Origin of the sequence: Pontibacter mucosus, assembly GCF_003054055.1 — a bacterium.
Lineage (GTDB): Bacteria > Bacteroidota > Bacteroidia > Cytophagales > Hymenobacteraceae > Pontibacter > Pontibacter mucosus.
Map to the genome: position 1 here is coordinate 399,281 of NZ_QBKI01000002.1, position 20,042 is coordinate 419,322.

Annotated in this window: 12 protein-coding genes; 8 read left to right on the forward strand and 4 right to left on the reverse strand. The window is 54.5% G+C overall.

What is annotated here, in order from left to right; all coding sequences use genetic code 11:
- Positions 1–2 precede the first annotated feature (2 nt).
- The 5 genes from rfbC to lhgO all read left to right on the forward strand — a co-directional run bounded on the left by rfbC (position 3) and on the right by lhgO (position 5,432).
- Complete coding sequence (gene rfbC, locus C8N40_RS05315; protein WP_108210741.1) at positions 3–566, forward strand: dTDP-4-dehydrorhamnose 3,5-epimerase; 564 nt, start codon at positions 3–5, stop codon at positions 564–566.
- A 43-nt stretch (positions 567–609) separates the two neighbouring features.
- Positions 610–1,968 carry an NAD(P)H-dependent oxidoreductase gene (locus C8N40_RS05320; protein WP_108210742.1) on the forward strand — a complete coding sequence of 453 codons (1,359 nt, stop codon included), beginning with the start codon at positions 610–612 and terminating at the stop codon, positions 1,966–1,968.
- Between the two features lie 77 nt (positions 1,969–2,045).
- Positions 2,046–2,819 carry a nucleotidyltransferase family protein gene (locus C8N40_RS05325; RefSeq protein WP_108210743.1) on the forward strand — a complete coding sequence of 258 codons (774 nt, stop codon included), beginning with the start codon at positions 2,046–2,048 and terminating at the stop codon, positions 2,817–2,819.
- 19 nt (positions 2,820–2,838) lie between these two features.
- Positions 2,839–4,044, forward strand: coding sequence for a glycosyltransferase (locus C8N40_RS05330; protein WP_108210744.1), 1,206 nt, complete (start codon positions 2,839–2,841; stop codon positions 4,042–4,044).
- 164 nt (positions 4,045–4,208) lie between these two features.
- On the forward strand, positions 4,209–5,432 hold the full coding sequence (lhgO, locus tag C8N40_RS05335) for an L-2-hydroxyglutarate oxidase (protein ID WP_108210745.1): 1,224 nt from the start codon (positions 4,209–4,211) through the stop codon (positions 5,430–5,432).
- Between the two features lie 82 nt (positions 5,433–5,514).
- Here lhgO and C8N40_RS05340 read toward each other — a convergent pair whose 3' ends face one another.
- The 3 genes from C8N40_RS05340 to C8N40_RS05350 are packed head-to-tail and all read right to left on the reverse strand — an operon-like array spanning position 5,515 to position 9,403.
- A complete protein-coding gene (locus C8N40_RS05340; RefSeq protein ID WP_108210746.1) occupies positions 5,515–6,750 on the reverse strand; it encodes a glycosyltransferase family 61 protein in 1,236 nt (411 codons plus the stop codon).
- Positions 6,751–6,790: 40 nt separating this feature from the next.
- A complete protein-coding gene (locus C8N40_RS05345; RefSeq protein ID WP_108210747.1) occupies positions 6,791–7,927 on the reverse strand; it encodes an alginate O-acetyltransferase AlgX-related protein in 1,137 nt (378 codons plus the stop codon).
- A 6-nt stretch (positions 7,928–7,933) separates the two neighbouring features.
- On the reverse strand, positions 7,934–9,403 hold the full coding sequence (locus tag C8N40_RS05350) for an MBOAT family O-acyltransferase (protein WP_108210748.1): 1,470 nt from the start codon (positions 9,401–9,403) through the stop codon (positions 7,934–7,936).
- A 356-nt stretch (positions 9,404–9,759) separates the two neighbouring features.
- Here C8N40_RS05350 and C8N40_RS05355 point away from each other — a divergent pair, with 356 nt between their 5' ends.
- The 3 genes from C8N40_RS05355 (at position 9,760) to C8N40_RS05365 (ending at position 16,964) form a co-directional block, all read left to right on the forward strand.
- On the forward strand, positions 9,760–13,419 hold the full coding sequence (locus tag C8N40_RS05355; protein ID WP_108210749.1) for an Ig-like domain-containing protein: 3,660 nt from the start codon (positions 9,760–9,762) through the stop codon (positions 13,417–13,419).
- Positions 13,420–13,425: 6 nt separating this feature from the next.
- On the forward strand, positions 13,426–14,430 hold the full coding sequence (locus tag C8N40_RS05360; protein ID WP_108210750.1) for a PorP/SprF family type IX secretion system membrane protein: 1,005 nt from the start codon (positions 13,426–13,428) through the stop codon (positions 14,428–14,430).
- A 245-nt stretch (positions 14,431–14,675) separates the two neighbouring features.
- On the forward strand, positions 14,676–16,964 hold the full coding sequence (locus C8N40_RS05365) for a LamG-like jellyroll fold domain-containing protein (RefSeq protein ID WP_108210751.1): 2,289 nt from the start codon (positions 14,676–14,678) through the stop codon (positions 16,962–16,964).
- 59 nt (positions 16,965–17,023) lie between these two features.
- On the opposite strand, the gene C8N40_RS05370 is transcribed toward C8N40_RS05365, so the two are convergent.
- Complete coding sequence (locus C8N40_RS05370; protein ID WP_108210752.1) at positions 17,024–19,873, reverse strand: PA14 domain-containing protein; 2,850 nt, start codon at positions 19,871–19,873, stop codon at positions 17,024–17,026.
- Positions 19,874–20,042: the final 169 nt, after the last annotated feature.

Below are 20,042 nucleotides of genomic sequence, written 5' to 3' on the forward strand. Positions count from 1 at the left end.
TTATGATTTTCACTGAGACCAAGCTCAAAGGAGCTTATATCATAGACGTAAAACGCATAGAGGACGAGCGCGGCTTTTTTGGACGTTCTTTCTGCCAGAAAGAGTTCGAAGAGTTTGGCCTGACAAATGATATCCGCCAGACCAATGTGTCCTATAATAAGAAGAAGGGCACCCTGCGCGGCATGCACATGCAGCTGGCCCCGAACGAGGAGACAAAGTTGGTACGCTGCACCCGCGGCGCCATCTACGATGTGATCATTGACATGCGTCCAGATTCGGAGACCTACAAGCAGTGGATTGGTGTGGAGCTTACAGCTGACAACTACCGCATGCTGTTTGTACCGGAAGGCTTTGCCCACGGCTTTATCACGCTGGAAGACAATACCGATGTAACCTATCAGGTAACGGAGTTCTACACACCAGGTGCTGAGAAAGGCGTACGCTGGAACGATCCGGCCTTCAACATTCAGTGGCCGATAGAACCGGTAGTTATCTCAGAAAAAGACCAGGCGCATCCGGATTTTGTGGATGAGCGGGAAGTAAACACAGGAAAGCTGCTGGTGTAACCAGCGGCTTTTTCTCTTCAAACCTAAAACTTATACTTTAGACATGATAATAGTAGATACAGCGCTGGCCAAACGCCAAGCTGAGGGCAACCCGGTACGCGTCGCCATGGTAGGAGCCGGTTTTATGGGCCGTGGCATTGCCCTGCAAATCTGTAAATATACGCCGGGGATGGAGCTTGTCGCCATTTCCAACCGCACCCTTGATAAAGCAAAACTAGCCTACAGCCAGGCAGAGATAGCGGATGTACAGGAGGTAGCATCCCTGGCAGAACTGGAGGAGAATATCCGCCAGGGCAAGTATAGCATCACCGAAGATGCCTCGCTGCTGTGTGAGGCAGAGGGTATTGATGCTGTAATTGAGGTAACCGGCGCCGTGGAGTTCGGCACCAACATCGCCATCAAAGCCATACAGAATGGCAAGCACATCATTATGATGAATGCCGAGGTAGATGGGACCATAGGCCCGATTCTGAAAGTATACGCTGATAAAGCCGGCGTGGTGTTTACCAATGCCGATGGCGACCAGCCGGGCGTGACCATGAACCTGTTCCGTTTTGTAAAGGGATTGGGCGTAAAGCCGGTGCTTTGCGGCAATATCAAAGGGCTGCACGACCCGTATCGCAATCCCACTACGCAGGAAGGCTTTGCCAAGAAGTGGGGGCAGCAGCCATCGATGGTTACTTCCTTTGCCGATGGCGGCAAGATTTCCTTTGAGCAGGCCATTATCGCCAACGGCACAGGCATGCGGGTAGCCAAGCGCGGCATGCACGGACCAACGGTAGCCAGCGGCACCTCGCTTAAGGATTGCGTACACAACCTCTACCCGCTGGAGGACCTGACCAAAGGCCCGGGTATTGTGGACTACGTGGTGGGCGCTGAGCCAGGCCCGGGTGTCTTTGTATTAGGAACATATGATAACCCGATTCAGCAACACTACCTAAACCTCTACAAGCTGGGTGAAGGTCCGTTATACTTGTTCTACACCCCATATCACCTGTGCCATTTTGAGGTGCCCAACACTGTAGCGCGTGCCGTATTGTTCAACGATGCAGCCCTGACGCCGGTAGGTGCTCCGCAGGTAGAGGTAGTTTCAGCCGCTAAGATTGACCTGAAAGCAGGGGATGTGCTTGATGGTATCGGCCATTACATGACCTACGGCCTGTGTGAAAACGCAGACACGACCGCGGCAGAAAGACTGTTGCCGCTTGGGGTGGCAGAAGGCTGTGTGCTGAAGCGTGACATTCCGAAAGACCAGGTGATTACGTATGACGATGTCGTGATGCCGGAAGGCCGTTTGGTAGACCAGCTTCGTATGGAGCAGGCTGCCTATTTTGCTGCCAAAACCGAAGACGAGAGAAATGGTGTGCTGAAGCAACTGCATAAAAAAGCGGCTTCCGTTTAAGACATAACTCTCAAACTGAACCAAAAATGTCGCGCATCGCAGGCCACAGGTAGCGGTGCGCGCTTTTTATGATTAATATGGCAACTGATGTCGTAGGCATTGTACCGGCCGCTGGCGTTGGCTCCCGGCTCTCACCCCTTCCGTGCAGCAAGGAGCTTTTTCCGGTAGGCTTTGAGGCGCACCCGGAGCATGGCACGCCACACCCAAAGGCTGTGTCGCAGTACCTGCTCGAGCACATGCAGCGTTCTGGGGCCAGGCAAGTATTCGTTATACTTCGAAAGGGCAAGTGGGACATCCCCAATTACTACGGCGACGGCAGCCAACTAGGGCTGCAGCTGGCTTACCTCATCATGCAGAAACCTTACGGCAGTCCCTTTTCTGTAGATCAAGCCTATTCTTTTGTAAGGCAACAGCGGGTGGTGTTCGGCTTCCCGGATATCCTTATTGAGCCAGAGAATGCCTTTGAGCGCTTGCTGCAGCGGCAGGAGCAAACCGGGGCTGACGTGGTGCTGGGTTGCTTTAAGGTGCCTTACCCGCACAAATGGGATATGGTGGAACTGCAGGAAACAGGTGCGGTGCAAGCCATACTTCCAAAGCCTGCAAATTCTAACCTTACCCTTGGCTGGGCCATCGCCTGCTGGGGGCCGCGCTTTACCGAGTTTATGCATACCTACCTGCAGAAGGTGGAGGAGCATTTAATTGCTCGCGGCGGCGAGCTGAGCATGGGGGAGGTGGTGCAGGCGGCCATTAACGCGAGGCTGCTGGTGCAGAGTGAGGTGTTCGACAACGGCACCTGCCTGGACGTGGGCACCCCGGAAGACCTGCAAGCAGCCATTCGTAGATTATCCTGATTGACGACTTTTATACTTTATGCGCATACTTCAGATACATAACTTTTACAAGCAGGCCGGGGGAGAGGACACGGTGTTCGAGCAGGAAGCGCAGCTGCTGCGGGCACATGGCCATACGGTGGAGCAGCTTACCTTCTCGAACAACAACGTAACAAGTATAAAAGACAAGCTGCAGGCGGCGCTGGGGGTGGTGTATAACCCGCAGAGCGCAGGCATTATCAGCAAAAGTATAAAACGCTTTAAACCCGATGTGGTGCACGTGCACAACTTCTTTCCGCTGGTGTCGCCGGGGGTGTTTTGGGTGTGCCGCAAGTATAAAGTGCCGGTGGTAATGACCCTGCACAATTACCGCCTCCTATGCCCGAGCGCCGTGCTATACTACGATGGGCAGGTGCAGCTGGAGAATGTGCAGCAGCGGTTTCCCCTTAAACCAATCCTGAAAGGCGTGTACCGGGGATCTAAAGTAGAAACGGCCTCGGTAGTGCTGGCCACCGGGGTGCACAAGCTGTTAGGCACCTGGCGCGGGAAGGTAAATAAGTTTATAGCCCTGACGCCAGGTGCAGCGGCGCTTTTCCAGAACTCGTCCCTCCACCTCAGGCCAGAGCAGCTAAGTATAAAACCTAACTTCACGGCTGACCCGGGATTGGGTGCTGCCACCCGCGAAGATTACTTTTTATACCTGGGCCGGCTGACCGAGGAAAAAGGCATCCGGACGCTGCTGAAGGCGCATACCCTAAAACCATTTCCGCTCCGGATCATTGGCACGGGGCCCTTGCAGGCGCTGGTGGAGGCGTATGCCGCGAAGCATCCGGCGGTGGAGTATATGGGCTTCCGGCCACGCGAAGAGGCCATGGAGCAGCTTAAAAAAGCCCGTGCACTCATTTTCCCGTCGGAGTGGCTGGAGACGTTCGGTATGACGGCAGTGGAGGCATTTGCCACCGGCACGCCGGTGATCGCCTCTAAGATTGGTGGTGGTGCCCACCTGGTGCAGCACCAGCACAACGGGATGCATTACACGCCCGGAGACGCGCAGGAACTGGTCAGGCAAGTAGAATTGCTGCAGCAACTTCCCGATCTGGCCAGGGCACTGGGGCAGAACGCCCGCAACGACTACGAACAGCTGTATACACCGGATATAAATTGCCAAATGCTGGTTTCCATTTATGAAGACGCTATCGGCCTGAAAAAGCAACAAACCAGTTTAAAAGAAATCGCTCAGCTATAGCCATATTGCATGAAATGATGCAAACAGGAAGACTGGAAAAGAAGTAGCAGGTATGTCTATATAATTTAGACTCTATATATAATTCAGCGTATAAGCTTTTAGTGCTACCCCACCTGGACTGTGGGGCAGTATAACACAAAATAGAAAGATAAAGCCATAACAGCATGTCATTAAAGAAGTACGATACTATTGTTATAGGAGCAGGTCTGGTTGGCCTCTCCGTTGTTTACCACCTCAAACGCAAAAATCCTGACAGCAAAGTGCTGCTGATCGAGAAGGAAGATAGGGTTGCCAAGCATCAGTCAGGCAATAACAGCGGCGTCATTCATAGCGGTATTTACTATGCCCCCGGTAGCCTCAAGGCCAAAAACTGTATCGCGGGCTATAGCTCTCTGCTGGCATTTGCCGAGGAGCATAACATCCCTTACGAACTTTGTGGTAAGATTATAGTAGCCACAACGCCGGCAGAGGTTGTCAAGCTGAAGGAGATTCACAACCGGGGGATCCAGAACGGCTTACAGAACCTGAGGGAGTTGAGGTCGCTGGAAGAAATACAGGAGCTGGAACCGCACTGCACCGGCATCCGGGGCATTCATGTGCCGCAGACCGGTATCATCGACTTTCCAAAGATGGCTGAAACGCTCCTGGACCTGTACCAGAACCAATATGGAGGGGAGGCTGTGTTTGGCGAGAAGGTGATTAACATCCATTCGCAAAATAACACCGTGCATGTGGAGACAGACAAGCACATGTACGCGGCAGACCACCTGGTGAGCTGCGCCGGATTGTTCTCCGACAGAGTGGCCAACATGACAGAGAAGGAGAACGACCTGCGCATTATTCCTTTCAGGGGGGAGTACTACAAGCTGAGTAAGGAAAAAGAGCACCTCGTAAAAGCCTTGATATACCCGGTGCCGGATCCGAGCTTTCCGTTCCTGGGCGTCCACTTTACCCGTATGATACGCGGTGGAGTGGAAGCCGGGCCAAATGCAGTGCTTGCTTTCAAGCGGGAAGGGTATAAGTTCCAGGACTTCAACCTGAAGGATACTAAAGAGACGTTAAGCTGGCCTGGTTTCTGGAAAATTGTAGCCAAGTATGGCCAGACAGGCATGGGCGAGATGTACCGGTCTTTATCTAAAGCGGCCTTTACAAAAGCCTTGAAGAAACTGGTGCCGGAGGTACAGGAAAGCGACCTGGTGCCTGGTGGTGCCGGCGTAAGAGCGCAGGCCTGCGACCGGAACGGAAAGCTGATCGATGATTTTAACATCCTCAAGAGTGCCAATATTATACATGTTCGCAACGCTCCCTCTCCGGCGGCTACCTCATCGCTGGCCATCGGAAACCATATCGTTAACGAACTCCTGGGCGAGAAAGCAGCTGTAATTTAGAGGCTCCCAAACTATAAAAAACGCCCCGACCTTTATACTTTATGGTCGAGGCGTTTTTTTATTATAGGTTGGATGGCGGAGTTCAGGCGATTTTATATTCCTTGCCCGCACTTGTGCGCATCCGGTCTAATATGTCTATTACTTTATCGATTTCCACCACTACGTGCTCCCGCTGCCCCTGGTCGGCGTTGCGCACGATCTTGTTGCCCTTGCAGATAATGTAATCGTAGTCCAGGTCCAGCTTGGTGGCGATGTCGTAGAACGGCTCAATCACGAAGCCCTCGTTAAAGATCTCGATCATCTTGGTGCCCGGCTTGCAGAAAATCATACTTATCAAGCCAGCGCCGGTCGCTCCCAATACTACTTTGGCCTTGGAGAATAGCCTGATCTTCTCTTTTATACTTAGTTTGCTCGACACGATGCTCCGGAAGCCATACGGCTCCAATTCCTCCAGCAGCTCCTGCTCGTTGAGTACGTTGCGGATGGCGGAGTCGGAGCGGCTCACGTACAGATAAGGCGTTTCCGGGGTGATGCTGTCGGTCTCCTCTTCGGCAAAAGGTAAAAACACCTCCTGCAGGTAGTTGCATAGCCATTTCGGAACAAGCGTGTGGTTGCCGCGCGGGGCCGTAGAGGCAATGATACAGTCGGCGGCGATGTGCGGAAACTTATCGCCCTCAATTATTTTCTCCTTCGGTATACCCAGCAATTCCAGTGTCTCAGATTGAAAGTCGTAGCGGGTGCTGGGCACATAAAACCAGTCTACTTTATCGTAAAGGCCGCTTTCGTGCAGCAGGTGCAGGCGCGGGAGCACGTCCAGAAACCAATGCCCAATGTTGTTGAGGCCCGCGCCGCCCGTCAGCAGCGAGAATACGGTGCCTTTATACTTTACCGGCGGCTTAAAGTAGCGCTGCTCAAAAATGTTGTTCAGGTTTGGCTCCGATACCTTGCCTCTGCTCAGGCTCAGCGACACGTTCTCCACCAGGCGGTTGTACTGCGATACCACCGCCACACTGCTCTCATTATCGGTATAAATGCGGCCGTTCGGCACCTCCACTACCATGTAGTCTGTCTCTACCTTTCTTTTCGGTTTCCAGTACTCGGAGCAGGCCTCATACAGGTCTTCGGAAATAAGCAGCTCCGTGGTGAGGTGGGGGTAAATCGGGTGTATTCTGACCTCGCGGGCGTTATTGGCCGAGAGTTGCTCCAGGTTTATCCGGCACACGCCCCCCGGGCGGTAGTGGGTATTATGCGGGATGTATCTTCCCAGTATCTTCTTTAATTTCTTGCTGCCTTTGGTATAGTAAGCTTTAAGTTTCATGGGTATTTTAGGTTTAATAGGTATTACATTCAATTTCCGGCTACTCCTCCTTGTAGTTCACCAGCAGGTGCTCTTCCGCCTCATACGGCGTTGCCTTAAGTTGTGCTACGGTGGAGTGCCTCGTTAGCAACTGGGCCGCTACTTTTACGGCTACTTCGTTCCAATGGGCATCATCTACCGGGTAAAGTTGCACCTGTTGCTGCTGGTAAAGCTCCCTGAAAGCAGGCTGCAGGTCTACGTATGCCACCCCGCGCGCATCAAGCCGGCGCAGCAGCTGCGGCAGAAAAGTGGCCTCTTTCTGGCTGGGGAGCAGTTGGTAGTAAATATTTTCCTTGTTTGGGATGGGCAGGAACACAAAGTGCATGCCCCGCTCCTGCAGCGCATCCCGGTAGCCTTCCAGCACATCGGCTATGCGGTCCAATTCCTCCTCCGGATACGCCCGGTTGGCCTGCTCGCCTTCCATGAAAAACTCGTTGTGGTAGCTGATGTACGCCTTACGCCCCATGGCACGGTCTATTTCGGCCAACATGCGGTGGTAGAGCGACAGCTTGGAAATACGGTCGGCTTTTACAGTAAGGTTTGTCAGGAAAGGGGAGGAGCTGATGAGCTTGCCGGTCAGGTTCCTGACTTTGGAGCCGAGGCTGTTGTCCCCAACGGCCGGGAGCTCGGGGATACGCCGTTCTATACTTGACACAATCACGAGCTCAGGCGGGTTTTCCTCAAAGCGGTCGGTGGCCAGGAAACGGTTGACGGTGGCAGGGGCAAAGGAATATACATCCCGGCCAAGGTGCTGCTCCAGCACTTCCGCCAGCGTCTCTTCCTGTGATAACTTGGCCCCGGTAATGTTGGAGTCACCGATGAGCAGCACGTCGTTTTTTGTGTCGCGGTTGCGGTAGCCATAGGGGTCGGTATACCACTCCACCTGCCGCTTTTGGGCAAAAGGTGTGCGTGGGGCCAGCTCGCCCTCCTCCTCCATCTGCATGTGCACGTTCGGGTAGAAGGGGCCCGGCATCACGCGCATGCTGTTTACCGAAATGGTCTCCCAGATGCGGAAGGTGAAGAAGTTCATGGGCAGCACAAACACCTCTACCAGCGGCCAAAGTATAAAGGGCAGCGCCAGCAGGGTGAGTTTCCCCAGCAGTCTCTTAACGCCTTTATGTTTCATGTCCTCTGCCATACTTCCTTAAAACTGAAAATAGATGAACTCCTGGTGCCCAAATTGCCCGAAGAGAAGTATGAAAACGATAGCCGTATAGTACAGGCCCCACCGCACCCAAACAGGGCGGCGCATGATAAGCTGGGAAACGCTGCCGTTTCGCTGGATAAGGTGTACGGTCTCCATGATGGCGATGGCTACCACCGACACGGCAAACACCTTTACGCCCTGGTCCATGAACACGTCGTGGCTCCAATCCAAGGCTATGAGCTGCGCCGGGTTGGTGACTACCGAGGCACACTGTCCCACAATGTAGAAGGCATCGCTGATGCTGTTGGCCCGGAAGAAAATCCAGCTGAAGCAGACCAGGAAGAACACGGTGAGCACCTGCACCCATTTGTATACCTGGGCGTTGCTGTTGAGCCCGAGTTTTTGTGCCAGGGCGTTGCGCTTCTCCTTCGTCATCATCCCAAATACCTGGTAAACACCGTGCAGGGCCCCCCATACCACAAAGGTCCAACTGGCGCCGTGCCACAGGCCGCTCACCATAAACACGATGAACAGGTTATAGTACCAACGCCACTTCACCACGCGGTTGCCCCCCAACGGGATGTAGAGGTAATCGCGGAACCAGGTGGAGAGCGAGATGTGCCAGCGGCTCCAGAACTCGGGGATGGTTTTGGCGAAGTATGGGCTGCGGAAGTTTTCCATCAGTTTTATCCCCATCACCTGGGCCGCCCCGATGGCAATATCAGAGTAGCCCGAGAAGTCGCAGTAAATCTGGAAGGCGAAGAACACGGTGGCGATGATGTGGGAGACGCCATCATACTCGGTCGGGTTGTTGTATACCTGGTTCACCATCAGGGCCAGGTTATCGGCAATTACTATCTTTTTAAAGAAGCCCCAGGCCATGCGACGCAGGCCGGCCACCACGCGCGGGTAGCTGAACTCGTGGTACTGGCGCAGTTGGCCCAGCAGGTTGCCCGCCCGCTCGATGGGCCCCGCCACCAACTGCGGGAAAAAGGTAACGAATAGCGCGAAAATGCCCAGGTGCCGCTCCGGCTTGATGCGCCCGTTGTACACATCTATACTATAGCTCATGGTCTGGAAAGTATAGAAGGAGATGCCCATGGGCAGCAGCAGCTCAAAGGCAGGCATGGCGTAGGCCATGTTCAGGGCATGGGCAATGTCGCGGGCGCTATCGTTAAAGAAGTTGTAGTATTTGAATAAGCCCAGGATGCTGAGGTTGGATATCAGGCTCAGCCACAGCCACGGCTTGCGTTGGGCCTTTTCTTCGTGGCGGCCCATCATCTGGCCGCAGAAGTAGTCTACCAGCGTGGAGAAGACAAGGATAAGAGCGTATGCCGGCTTCCAGGCCATGTAAAAGTAGTAGCTGGCAAGCAGCAGGATTAGCCAACGGCGGTTGAAAGGCGTCAGGAAGTACAGGGTAACTACTACCGGGAAAAATATGAAAAATTCAGTAGAGTTGAAAAGCATACGTTCTCCAGTTTCTCAGGGTGTTCGTCTCAGGTAGCATCAGGGTCTTCATGCACTGGCACGGGAGTCGGATAAGGCGAGGCGTTGGGTTAACCTCTTCTGGTATTATATAGAAGTTGCACTAAAAGGTTGTCCTATTTTGGATATATTTTTTTTAATACTTAGATATTGCCATGCTTAAGCCTCACAGCAGCGTTGCAAGCCCTATTTTGCGGCTTCCTCATGTAAGGGTTCATGAATGGGATTTTTGCAAAATGTACTTTTATCAGGGAATACCGGGTAAACGGCAACCAACACATAGGATGCCCGTTATATAGGGCATCATCAAAAAAAGGCCTAAACAGTATACCCGCTCTATGCCCTTATACTTTTACCTCAAACAGCTGCACGTCAGGCTGCTGCCTCTTGTTTTCTTGACGATTTTATACTTTTCTACTGCCGTCATACATGCTAAACCCACTGCCCTGTCGGCCCCGACCCTGGAGGCAAAGCCCTCGCTTGCGGGCGCCATCACGCTGAAATGGACAGCAGTGGCAGGAGCCACAGGCTATGTGCTGGAGCGCTCCTTAGCAGGACCGGAGGGCGCTTTTGTGCCTGTAAAAACGCTGGCCGCCTCGGAGCTTACGTTCAGAGACACAGACTTATACTATAGCCAGCAGGCGTACTACCGCATCAAGGCCACCGGCAGCGGGGCCACCCCCTACAGCAACGTGGCCAGCGCCACCACGCTCCCGCAGAACCATGTGTACAGAATCATGCCGCTTGGCGACTCCAACACGGAAGGCGGCATACCCAGCGATCCAGTGGGCGCCCGTGCCTCTTACAGGGCTAAGCTGGAGCAGCTGCTGAACGGGGCAAGTATAAAGTTCGATTATGTGGGCAGCGAGCGCCACGGTGGCAACCTGGTAAAGGACACCGACCATGCCGGCTTTGGCGGCAGCCGCAACGAGGACCTGGTGACCATCATCCAGAACGGCTGGTACGACCGCTGGTACGATGGCGAGCGCTTTGGCCTGGACCACACCGAAAACTACCTGGAGTACTTTAAACCCGATGTTATCCTGCTGCACAGCGGCACCAACGAGATCAGCAACGACGGCGTGGACAACTCGCAAAGCTCTGTGGATGACCTAACGCAGATACTCGATGAGGTGGATAAGTATGAGCAGCGCTCCGGCAAGGAGGTAACTGTGATTGTGTCCCGGATCATCCTGACGGTATGTACCCCGACCGATTGCTACCGGGGGCCTGAGAACACGAAAAACGACATCATCGAGCGGTACAACGACAAGCTGGAGGCCCTGGTGAAAGCCCGCATAAAGGCCGGCGACCGGCTGGAGCTGGTGGACATGGCCGATGCAGGCATCATTTACCAGTTCGTTTCTGATGGTGGCGACATGGCCGACCGGTTTCACCCGGCGCAGCGGGGCTTCGATAAAATGGCCCCGGTCTGGTTTAAGGTCCTGGACCCGCTGCTGAACAGAGCGCTAAAGCCTGTTGACACGACCGCACCCGAGACAGAGATAGCCGCCAGACCAAAAGAACTATCCAACAGCAGCAGTGCCGAGTTCAGGTTCAGCAGCAACGAGAACGGCGTAAGCTACCAGGTAAGTATAAATGGGGGTGACTTTACGACCGTGCCCAATCCGTATACGTTGGCGAATCTGGCGGATGGGGAGCACACTATCCGGGTGAGGGCCGTGGACGCCGCCGGAAACATTGACGCCAGCCCTGCCACTTATACTTGGATGGTAGACACCAAGGCTCCTGATGCCCCGGTGGTTACGGCCCCGGCGCAGGGCAGTTTCCTGAACACGAACAAGCCAACCTTCAACGGAATAGCAGAGGCGGGCAGCACAGTCGCTTTATACTTTGGCACTACGAAAATCGGCGAGAGTATAGCCGCTGCAGATGGCAAATGGAGCCTGGTACCTGCCAACGCCCTATCCGAAGGCACAAAGCAACTGACCGCCACCGCCACCGATGCCGCCGGCAATACCAGCAAGGCCAGCAGCACCCGAAGCTTCACCATCGATACCAAGGCCCCTGAAACCACGATTGCCTCAGGTCCGGACAAGATGAGTAATAGCAAGGAGGCCAGCTTTAGTTTCAGCAGCAGTGAGGAAAACGTAAACTATGAAATTAGTCTGGATGGCGGGGCCTATGCAGCGGCAGAAAGCAAGTATACTGCACAGAACCTGTCAGAGGGCAGTCACACTTTGTCGGTTAGGGCGGTTGATGCGGCCGGTAACAAAGACCAAAGTCCGGCTACCTACGCCTGGGAAGTAGACACCAAAGCCCCCGAAGCCCCCACCATGGCCGGCATTACGGAAGACCGTGGCCCGGCAGACGACGACCAGATCACTTCGGATAACACGCTCAGATTTTTTGGCCGTGCCGAGCCGGGCGCCGTGGCAGCTGTATGGCAGCAAGAGAATAAGTTGGGTACAACTGTCGTGAAGGAAGATGGCACCTGGGAGTATAGCCATGAGAAGACGGCGCTGCGGGAGGGGAAGTATACCTTCACGGCCACTGCGACGGATGCCGCCGGAAACACAAGTCCGAAAAGCAAGGAACTCGCGGTAACGATTGACCTGATCGCCCCGGAAGTAGCCATCAAAACGGAGCAGGAGTCACCTGTGAATACTTCGTTTCCTGTAAGTATAACTTTCACGGAAGAAGTGTACGGCCTCAGCGCTTCGAGCGTAAGTATAACCAACGGCAAACTGCAGGATTTTAAGGAGTCCAGCAAAGCAACGTACACGGCCACCGTGGTGCCGGAGGCGGACGGGGAAGTGCGCATTAGCCTTGCCGCCGGCAAGGTGACCGACCTGGCCGGTAACCCTAACCCGGCCTCAGAAGTGCTGCGGCTCACCTATGATGCCGCTGCTCCTGCAGGTTATACTTTAGCCTTTAACACCGAACTGGTGGATATAACCAACCAGGAGCGGGTAGGGCTGCAGGTAGCGAGCGCGGAGCCTGGCGCTACGTACTTCTACAGCATCAGCAGCAACAAAGGCGGCGCACCGCTAACTGGCACAGGCGCCGTGGCCTCGCAAAGCTTTACGATTGATAACCTGAACCTGAGCGGCCTGTCCGACGGGTTGCTAACTGCCACTTTATACCTGGTAGATGCGGCCGGAAATCGGGGTGAGGAAATAAGCGCGCAGGTGGAAAAATTAACCAAGGACATCATAGCGGTCATCAACCCAGCCGATAAAACAGTCAAGTTTAAAACAGGCTTTGAGGAAATCGGGCTGCCGCAGGAGGTGGAGGTGCGGTATACCTTCGGCAGCAACGAAAAGCTGAAAGTTACCTGGAACCCTGCTGATTACAACAGCGCCATCCCTGGCAGCTACCTGATACTTGGTCAGCTGGAGCTGAAGGAGAACACCAGCAACAGCAGGAACCTGACGGCCCGGGTGATGGTGACGGTGGAGCCGAACCAGCCCCCAACCGCCATTAGCCTGAGCGCCGACAAGTTCAGGCCAGACCTTAGCCCCGACGAGCAAATCGGCACATTCTCCACCACCGACCCGGACGACAACACGTTTGTTTATACTTTGGTGAGGGGCCAGGGCGATGCGGATAATCCGCTTTTCGAGCTGCGCGAGGACGGGCTGTATCTGAAGACAAATCGGGGCCTTTCGGGTAAATCCGCCTTTAGCATCCGCGTGCGCAGCACCGACCCGTACAACAACACGTTTGAGCAGCAGTTTACCCTCACCAAATCGCTCTATAATACTGATGGAAGTATAAAACTCGTCAACGCCTTCTCCCCGGACGGAGACAACATCAACGACCTGTGGCTGGTGCCTGAGCTGCGCTACTACAACCAGGTACAGGTGCAGGTGTTCGACCGTTCCGGCACGTTGCTTTTCGAGACGACTGACCCGGAAAAGGGCTGGGATGGCAAGGGCAAGGATGGTCGCGTAACGGCCGGGTCCTACTTCTACATCATTCAGATAAAGGACATTAACCTGGTAGAGCGAGGGGTGCTAACCGTACTTAATTAAAGGTAGATGAACAGATTTATACTTTGCCTCTGCCTGGCGATGCTGGCCGGCGCGGTGCAGGCGCAGAACCGCAGGCAACTGGCAAACTTCTCACAATTCAGACATTATTATAACCCGGCCCTCACCGGCCACGAAGGCACCGTGCTGCGGGCGGCTTACCGTAACCAATGGACGGGCTTTAAGGATGCCCCCAAGACCATACTGGCTTCCGGGGAGCTGGATTTGCAGGACGCGCAGGGCCCAAGCAGACCCTTTGCAGCGCGGACGCTGGGGCGGGAGCAAGCAGGCCCAACCGGCGCCAGGCACGGGCTCGGGCTTATACTTTTCCACGACCAGTTCGGGCCAACCAAAGAGACACAGGCTGTCCTCAGTTACGGTGCCGGTGTGCAGCTGTCGGAGCGCCTGAGCCTGCGCTGGGGCACCGGCCTGAGCTATACGTTCTATCGCCTCGATGGCAACAGCCTGACCGTGGACCAGGTGAACGACCCCCGCTTTGCCGATGTGCTGGGCAGTGAGAACCGCAGCGGCCGCGCAGACATCAACATCGGATTGTCGCTGACGGGGCAGCACTTCTATGTTGGCTACGCGCTACTGGATGTGACCGAAGGGAAAGTCGCTTCCAGCGGGAACGAGCTGCTGGGTGATTTTTACAAACGCCGGCATGTGGCCCAGGTGGGGTTCCGCCAAAGTATAACCGACCTGGTGGGCATTTCCCTGAGCGGCATTTACCAGCACGACAGCAACCAGAAATCGGTGACCGAGGGGCAGGTGAAGGCTATCTACAACAACCTCTTCTGGGTAGGCGGCGGCTACCGCCACGAGATGGCTTACACCTTAGGGGCAGGGCTGCGGCTGAACCAGCTGGGCATCGGCTATACCTACGAAACACCTACTCAGGACGCCAGGGCCATAGATAAATCCACTAACGAAGTGACCCTCAGCTTTTTCCTCAATCCTGCCGGGCAGAGCAACGGCAACGGACGCAAACCCTCGCGGCTAACAATATGGTAATGTTGCACAGATAAACCCTCCTCAAAGGCCCCTCGCCTGTGAATAATGCTAAAATGCAGAAGCTCAGCAATACTATACTAAACCTAGCTATATAATTGGCGTACTATGCTTAAGTGACGTCCTGATAGTAAGATTAGTAGAGAAGCAGTTCCTGGCCCTGAAGGAATGGTGCTATCGGCCTCATGTAAATTATTGCACAGGTCTGCTGCGGTTTTAGCGGCAGGTATCCAATAAGTATATACTTCATGACATACTTTATAGCAGCGTCAATACGCCGGAAGGGCGTAGCGCAGTATACCCGTTTTCTGTTGATAGCCTTGCTCCTGCAGTGGCTGGCAGGCGCTGCTGCCCAGGCGCAGCAGAACTGCCCGGATGGCCTGGTGCATTACTTTGGCTTTGATGAAACGGCCTCCGGCACCTATCAGGATTATGTTTCTGAAGCCACGGCCTCCTGCTCCACCTGTCCCACACCGGAAGCAGGGCTCTTTAACGGGGCACAGGCCTTCAAAGGACGAAGCCCGGGCATCACTATCCGGGGGCTGGAGCATTTTGAGTGGGGCCCCAACAGCAGCTTTACCATAGAGCTTTGGATGAAGGCCTCCGGCACCTCCTCCGACAACCAGGTGTTCATTGGCCGCGACGCCAAAGACACGAACATGATCTGGTGGCTCGGCATGAACACGGAGGGCAACCCCCAGTTCGACCTTTTCGACAACAACCCCAACCGCACCCAGGGAGGCTTTAGCCTGGTCGGGAAAGACATCAAGATAAATGACAACAAGTGGCACCATATTGTGGTGGTGCGCGACGGCCGCCTGCGCCTGAACAAGCTCTATGTGGATGGCTACACGGTGGGCAACTTCCAGTACGATTATACTTACAACTTCGAGAGCGGCTCTCCGGTAAACATTGGCTTTCTGGACCTTAATAATGGGTATGCCTACAATGGCCTGCTGGATGAGATCATGGTGTACAACCGCGATCTGACGGAGAATGAGGTTCGGGCCCGCTACAACAACGGCGCGGGCAATTACTGCGGACCGCAGCAGGTAAAGCCGGTTATCATGTCGGAAGCCGTTACCTACGGGGTGGCGGAGCAGCAGTATAAGTATGAGGTGAAGGCTGTGGGAAATGCCAGGCCATCGTTTGCCCTTGCCGAGGCGCCGGCCGGTATGAGCATCAACGCCACTACAGGCGAAATCAGTTGGGTACCCAGCGCTGCGGGCAGCTATAAGGTAGGCGTTACAGCCAGCAACGCCGCCGGCTCCGACAGGCAGGACTTTACCGTTACCGTGAAGCGGGCATCAGGGGAGACGTCCGGAATGCTGCACCACTGGATGCTGCACGAAATGCGCGGCCCCACTTACCACGACTACTATACTCCAAGTCACGCCGCTGGCGCGGATAGCAGAATGCCGAAGCCAGTCACCGGGGTAATATCCGGTGGGCAGGAATTTGACGGCGAAGACGATGGGCTGGATGTAACAGCCTGCGAAAACTTTAACTGGGCACCCGACGAGAGTTTCAGTATAGAGCTTTGGATGCGCAGTGCAGCCAGTTCCTCCGGCAACCGCGTACTCATCGGCAGGGATGCCAAAGATTCCGAAGCACACTGGTGGCTGGGGCTGGACAGGGAGGGGCGCGCCATATTTACCCTGCTCGACCTGGAATGGGCAGGTCCAAAACCTGAGCATGGCAGCGGCCCCGGGTTAAATGACGATCAGTGGCACCACCTGGTGGCGGTGCGTGACGGGAAATCAGGGCTCACGGAGCTGTATGTGGATGGGGAGCGTGTGTCAACACAGACATTTAAGTATGCCAACAGTTTTGCCAGCCGATCACCAGTCAACATCGGCTACCTTAACGATGGGGGCGGGTATCACTACAAAGGAATTTTGGATGAGGTCAAGCTTTTCGGTCGGGCGCTCTCCGCAGCCGAGGTGAAGCAGCGGTATGAGGATGTGTACGATGCCATCACGGAGCTGGTGCGCTTTGAGGGGGAATACGTGGGAGGCGTGGTGCAGCTGACATGGGAGACGGCTGCCGAGGCCGGGCTCTCGCACTTCGAAGTAGAGCGCGCTCCTGATACTGAAGCTTTCGAGAAGCTGGGTGAGGTAAAGGCCGCCGGAAACAGCAACACCCCGCTTTCCTATCCTTTCACGGATGTTGACCCCCTCTCCGGCATTGGCTACTATCGCCTGAAAATTGTGAAGCAGGATGGCAAGTATACGTACTCCAATATCATACAGGTAGAGAACAAGAGCCTGCGATCTGTCTCTTTCAAAGTATACCCAAATCCGGTGGATGTGGGAGACGTTACAGCCAGCGTGTTTGGCCTCTCGGCCGATGAGCCGGTGCAGTTTACCGTGTCGGATCTGCGGGGCAAGGTGCTGCTGCAGCAACAGTTGCAGGCCAACAGCTTTGGTCAGTTGGAAGTGCTGGTGCCCATCACCACGGACTACAGGGCGGGGGTTTACGTGCTGACGGTGATAACGGACAAACGGATTGTGAGCCGCAGGCTGGTGGTGCGGTAAATAAAAAGGGGCCTGCCAATCAGCAGGCCCCTTTCCTTTGGGCTAAAAGTTGTGGTTTTTTATTCTTTTACGAGCTTGATGCTGTCAGACTTGCCGGACTTGTCCGTATACTTCAGGATGTACATCCCTCTTTTCAGATCAACCAGGTTAAGCGATAGCCTGTTATTGGTCAGCTCCAGTTTTGATTCTTTGTAAACTACGCGTCCGGTCTGGTCCAGTACAGTAACCTCTGCCAGTTCAACGCCTTCTCTGTCTCCGAAGTCCAGCGTTACCACATCGGCAAACGGGTTGGGGTAGGCAGTGGTCTGGGCGAAGAAAGGCTCTGTGTCAGCAACTTCAGATACTTTCATGGCAGAGATACCGGTGAGCGCATCGCCGAATGGTGACAGGTGCTTGCCTTCTATTGGCATCTCTTTGGCGCCGCTTGGCAGCTGCCAGGCCACAGCCAGGTTGTCACCGCCGCCGCCTTCCAGGTGCAGGGCCTCAATGTAGTAGCGCTTGCCGGCTTCGAGCGTGATTTTAGCAGACTGCTGTCCGGTGCGCTTGTTCCACTCACGAGAGTTAGTCCAGTCGCTGGCATAGGCAATTCGCTGCTTCTTAGCCGGGTCCTCCGAGGTGCTCAGGTACAGGTCGGCTTTATCATCGGCAGCAATCCAGAAAGTATACTGGCCGCTTTCAGGAGCAATGATGTAGCCGCGGATGCGCTGGCCATAGTTGTCGCCTGAATTAGAAGGAGCCTCGAACTTAGTCAGTTCCTGCGTGCTGGCTGGTTTGCTGTCTACCGGAATCACGCTTACGTTCGAGCCATGTACGCCTGTCCACTTCTCCAGGATGATTTTGCCTGTGGCCACAATTGGCGTGATAGTAGCTGGTGCTTCAGGAGCCTTGCTTCCCATCTCAGAAAGCCTGCTGCCTTCTATTGGCATCTCTTTAGCGCCACTCGGCAGTTGCCAGGCCACGGCCAGGTTGTCTCCACCGCCCTCTTGCTTGCTCAGCGCCTCAATGTAGTAACGCTTTCCAGCCTGCAGTGTAATCTGCGCTGATTTCTGAGAGCTATACTTGCTCCACTCGCGCGGGTTGGTCCAGCTGGTGGTGAAGGCGATTTTTTTCTTGCTGCCTGCGTCCTCCGAGGTGCTCAGGTACAGTTCAGCCTGGTCGTCGCCGGCAATCCAGAAAGTATACTGGCCGCTTTCAGGAGCCGTCACGTAACCACGGATACGCTGGCCATAGTTGTTGCCTTTGCCGCCTGGCGCTTCGAAAAGTGCCAGGGTAGAAGTGCTGGTAGGAGCAGTGCTCACCGGAATCACGCTTACGCCAGCCCCGTGTACGTTAGCCCAGAACTCATGGGTGATCTTTCCAGTACCCGATGTCGTGCCATCCGTTGGTTGCTGTGCCAGGGGATCCTCCGTTGGTGTGGAAGCACCAGCCACCACGTTGATGTTTACCGCAGAAGAGGTCTTGGAAGCACCGGCGTTGTCATACGCCTTGGCTGTAAGGGAGTAAGCACCGGTTGGGGCATTGTTCCAGGTATAGGTAAACGGTGCGCTGGTGTCCTCGCCCAGTTTCACAGCACCCTGGTAAAACTCCACTTTGGTTACAGAGCCGTCGGCGTCTGTGGCGTTTGCCTCGATGATGATAGTGCCACCTTGCGTAACAGAAGCGTTAGCGATAGGCGAAGTGATGCTTACACTTGGAGCCTGGTTGGCAGGGGCAGATCCGCCGGTGCCGTTCGGGCCAAGCTTGATGCCGTTCTGAGACAGTTTGCCTTGCCATAGGTTAAACTCGTCCTTCTCCGTCTGCTTGGTGATAGGGTTAGGAAGGGCTGTGTTGCTCTTGAAGTCTGCGTTCTCGGCTACAGAAATGTCGTTACGGTTGTTGGTGTAACCCCATGCCACGATGCCCATCACGTTGTTATCCACGGAGTTAGCGAAGGTAGTGTTCTTTCTGTAGTAGTCTTTGCTCCAGAAGCCGGAAGTATACATGTTATACTTCGTGCCGTTATCGAAGGTGGCTGCGTTCACGGCTCTGTTGTGGTGGTAGCGGATGTTGTTGCCGCCGGCAATACCCATAGAGTAGTTGCCCAGGCCAACCAGGTGGTTGTCGTGCGCCTCGATGTAGGCGGGGCAGTTGTTAATGTCGCCGTCACCGTCGGTAATGATACCACCGCCGGAGTACTGCTTACCGCTGGCAGCAATCGGGTAAGCCCCTTGGATGTAGTTGTTGTGGATCTTGATAGGCGATCCTGACATACCGCGGGAGTTGTACATGTTGATGTTGTCCTCCACCAGCGACTTGTCTGCCTCGTTGATCACCTGGTTCCAGGCAATTTCAGCGTGGCGGATAGCGCCTTTGAAGTTAAACTGCACGAACTGCGAGTGCTCTCTGTCGCCGCCGTACACCCGGCCATCAATGTTTTTGGCGATGTTGTAGCGGATGCGAACGCCCTGCGATGAAGAGTTGTCGCCTTCGTAGCGCGTGCCCAGGTAAATACCCGCTGTGCTCTCCATGTAGTTGTTCTCTATCACTACATTCTTGAAGTTGTTTACAGTTACAAAGCGGCGTGGCTTCTTATGGTCGCTCCAGGGAGTCTGCTGAATGCCGTAACCGTTCGTGTGGCGAACCGTCAGGTTCACCGCGTACCCCCAGCTCTTGATCAGGTAACCGGCACCACGGATGTTGGAGTGCTCGATAATAACTGGTTCGCTGGTTTTGATTTCCACAGCGGGAACATTCGAGTCCCTGGACTCCCAGTTTCCTTTGTAAGTTCCGCCTTTCGTAATCACGAGTGGGCCGCTGTAAGTTTGTGCGTGTACTGTGGAAGGAAGAAGCACGAACAAAATGTAGGCGAAGAGCTGGGCAATAACCGCCCGATAAGCCCTTCTGCTCAGGGTAGAGGTCTTTGTGTTCATTTCCTTTTGGCTAAAAGTTGAAAATTAGATTTTTTAATGTTTTGTTTCCTGTAAAAAATCTTGCGACTGCCTTGGCTAGAGGCTAGTTAATAAGACTTTTTTGTTGTAATCCCCCGTAGTAGGTTGTGATAATGTGGCTAAAATTATAATCAATGAACTGCTGCAAATA